Genomic DNA, 3802 nt, shown 5'->3' on the forward strand with positions numbered 1-3802 from the left:
GCCGACGCCGCCGGTGCCCCGGTGCAGGTGGTGCTCTCCGGCGTGCGGGTGCCGTGGCGTGAGGCCGACCTGTCGCAGCTCGTCGCCGCCGAGGGCGTGCGCGCGACGGTCCCGTTCTGGCGGGAGGAGCAGGCGCGCCGGTTCGCGATGGACGAGGCGCCGCTGATCCGGTTCGTCCTCGCGTCGCTCGGCGACGGCCGCTACCAGCTCGGCGTGACCGTGCATCACATCCTCATCGACGGCTGGTCGATGCCGCTGCTGATGCAGGACATGATGATGCTGTACGCCACCCGCGGGGATGCGTCGCCGCTGCCGCGGGCCCGCTCCTACCGGTCGTTCCTGGCGTGGGTCGCCGAGCGTGACCTCGACGCCTCCCGCGCCACGTGGGCCCGGGTGCTCGACGGGTTCGAGGAGCCGACGCTGCTCGCCCCGGCGACCGACCGGCACCCCGGCGCCGAGGGCGCCGACCGCGTGCGGCTGCTGCTCGACGACGCCCGCACGGCCGAGATCGCCTCGGCCGCGGCCCGGCTCGGCGTCACCGTCAACACCCTCGTCCAGGCGGCGTGGGGCGTGCTGCTCGGCCGGTCGACCGGACGCGACGACGTCGTCTTCGGCGCCACCGTGTCGGGCCGGCCGGCGGACCTGCCCGGCGTGGAGTCGATGGTGGGCCTGTTCATCAACACCCTGCCGGTGCGGGTGACGTTCGATCCGCAGGAGCCGATCGAGCGGTTCCTGCAGCGCCTGCAGCAGGAGCAGGCCGAGTTGCTCGAGCACCATCATCTGGGTCTCACCGAGATCCAGCGGGTCGCCGGGCCGACCGTGGCGTTCGACACCCTCACGGTGTTCGAGTCCTACCCGCTCGACGAGAAGGGCCTGGCCGACCAGGCGGCGTCGATCGACGGCATGTCGGTCACCGGCGTCGGCACGAACGACGCCACCCACTACCCGCTGAGCCTGTTCATCCATGTCGGATCCGGCATGGACCTCGACCTGCGCTACCAGCGCAGGCTGTTCGACGTGCAGCAGGTCGAGACGCTGCTGTCGCGGTTCGTGCGGGTCCTCGAAGCGATCGCACAGCAGCCGGCGCTGCCCGTCGGCGACGTCGATCTGCTCGACGCGGCCGAACTCGAGCAGATCCTGCACGGGTGGAACGACTCGGACCACGCCCTCGACGGCACCGAACTGCTCCTGTCCCGGTTCGAGGCGCAGGCCCGGCGCACCCCGGATGCGGTGGCGCTGGCCTACGAGGGTGCCGAGCTGACGTACGCCGAATTCGGCGCCCGCGTCAATCGCCTCGCGCGGCACCTGATCTCGCAGGGGGTGGGGCCGGAGTCCCTGGTGGGCCTGGCGATCCGGCGGTCGTTCGACCTGCTGGTGGGCATGTACGCGATCGTCGAGGCCGGCGGCGCATGGGTGCCGATCGATCCGGATCACCCGGTCGACCGTGTCCGGCACATCCTCGACACGGCCGACCCGGTGTGCATCGTCACGACCGCCCGCGACGAGTTCACCGTTCCCGACGGGCTCACCGTCGACGCCGTCCTCGTCGACGAGCTGGATCTGTCGGCGGTCTCGGACGCGCCCGTCACCGACCGGGACCGGCGTGCGCCGCTGCGCCCGGACAACACGGCCTACGCCATCTTCACGTCCGGCTCGACCGGCCGGCCCAAGGGCGTCGCCGTCACGCACCGCGCCATCGTCAACCAGACGGCGTGGATGCTCGACGAGTTCGAGATGACGGCACAGGACGTCTACCTGCAGAAGACGGCCACGACGTTCGACGTGTCGCTGTGGGGCTTCTTCATGCCGCTGAGTGTGGGGGCGAAGCTGGTCGTGGCGACACCCGACGGCCACCGCGACCCGGTGTACGTCGCGGACGTCATCGCCCGCGAGAAGGTGACGATCACCGACTTCGTGCCGTCGATGCTCACGGTGTTCGCCGCCCACGTCGACCGGGAGTCGTGCGCCACGCTGCGGCACATCTTCGTGATCGGCGAGGCCCTGCCGCCGGAGACGATCGAGGGCGTGCGGCGCATCAGCACGGCCGCGATCGACAACCTCTACGGCCCGACCGAAGCGGCGGTGTCGGCCACCTTCTGGCAGGCGCCGGCCACCGGACCGGTCGACGTGGTGCCGATCGGCGTCCCGGAGTGGAACGTGCGGGTGCTGGTCCTCGACGGCCGGCTGCGGCCGGTGCCGGTCGGGGTCCCGGGTGAGCTGTATCTGGCGGGCGTGCAGCTGGCCCGCGGCTACGTCCGCCGCCCGGACCTGACCTCCGACCGGTTCGTCGCGAACCCGTTCGGGGCGCCGGGGGAGCGGATGTATCGCACCGGCGACCTGGTCACCTGGAACGAAACCGGGGAACTCGAGTACATCGGCCGCACCGACTTCCAGGTGAAGTTCCGCGGTCAGCGCATCGAGCTCGGCGAGATCGAGACGGCGTTGCTGGCGCACGAGTCGGTGAACCAGGCCGCGGTGCTGGTGGTGCCGACCCCTACCGGCGACCAGCTCGCCGGCTATGTCGTTCCCGCGCCGGGCCACGAGGTGGACGCGGGCGAGGTGATCGCGTTCGTGACGCGGACGCTGCCGTCGTACATGGTGCCCGCGGCGATCGTGGTGCTCGCGGAGTTCCCGCTGAACACCTCGGGCAAGCTCGATCGCAAGGCGCTGCCCGCGCCGACGTTCGCCGCGCGGGAGTTCCGGGCCCCGACGACTCCGATCGAGGAGATCGTCGCGGGCATCTTCGCCGAGGTCCTCGGCGTGGACCGGGTCGGTCTCGACGACGACTTCTTCGCGCTCGGCGGTAACTCGCTGATCGCCACGCAGCTGGTGGCGCGCCTGGGTGCGGCGCTGGATTCGCGGGTGCCGGTGCGGGTGCTGTTCGACGCCTCGACGGTCGAGGCGCTCGCGGCGCACGTCGAGCAGCACGCCGGATCCGGCGGCTCCGTGCCACTGGTGGCCGGGCCGCGGCCGGAACGGGTGCCGCTCTCGCTCGCCCCGCAGCGCATGTGGTTCCTCAACCGCTTCGACCCGGAGTCGGCGGCCTACAACCTGCCGGTGGCGCTGCGGCTCTCGGGCCGGTTGAACGTCGCGGCGCTGCAGGACGCGATCCGGGACGTGTTCACCCGGCACGAGGTGCTGCGCACGGCGTACCCGGAGACCGACGACGGCGCGGTCCAGGTCGTGCTGCCGGTGACGGCGGTGGTCCCGGACCTGACACCCGTCGTCACCACCTGGGACGAGGTCGCCGATCGGATCCGCGAGCTGGCCTACACCGGCTTCGACGTGACGTCGGAGGCCCCGATCCGGGTGCGGTTGTTCGCCGTCGGCGAGGACGAGATGATCGTCGCCTTCGTCGTCCACCACATCTCGGCGGACGGCTCCTCGATGGGGCCGCTCACCCGCGATCTCGTGGCGGCGTACGTCGCCCGGTCGACCGGGAACGCTCCGGACTGGGCACCGCTGCCGGTGCAGTTCGCCGACTACGCCCTGTGGCAGCGGCGGGTGCTCGGCGACGAGAACGACCCGGCGTCGGTGGCTGCGAAGCAGGTGACGTACTGGAAGCAGGCCCTGGCGGATCTGCCGGACCAGCTGGATCTGCCGACCGACCGGCCGCGACCGGCCGTGCAGTCCTTCGCGGGCGGGAAGATCGACTTCACGATCGACGCCGACCTGCACCGGCAGCTGGTCGAGCTGGCCCGGGGCCGGGGCGCGACGCTGTTCATGGCCGTCCACGCCGCGTTCGCGGTGCTGCTCGCGCGGCTGTCGGGCACCGACGACATCGCGATCGGCACGCCGATCG

At 71.8% G+C, this 3802-nt stretch carries 1 protein-coding gene; it reads left to right on the plus strand.

What is annotated here, in order from left to right; all coding sequences use genetic code 11:
* The coding region (locus tag CQZ88_RS30105) for a non-ribosomal peptide synthetase (RefSeq protein WP_219727542.1) at nucleotides 1–3802 on the plus strand (3802 nt) is incomplete at both ends.

This window comes from Rhodococcus sp. ENV425 (genome assembly GCF_002887785.1).
Lineage (GTDB): Bacteria > Actinomycetota > Actinomycetes > Mycobacteriales > Mycobacteriaceae > Rhodococcus > Rhodococcus aetherivorans.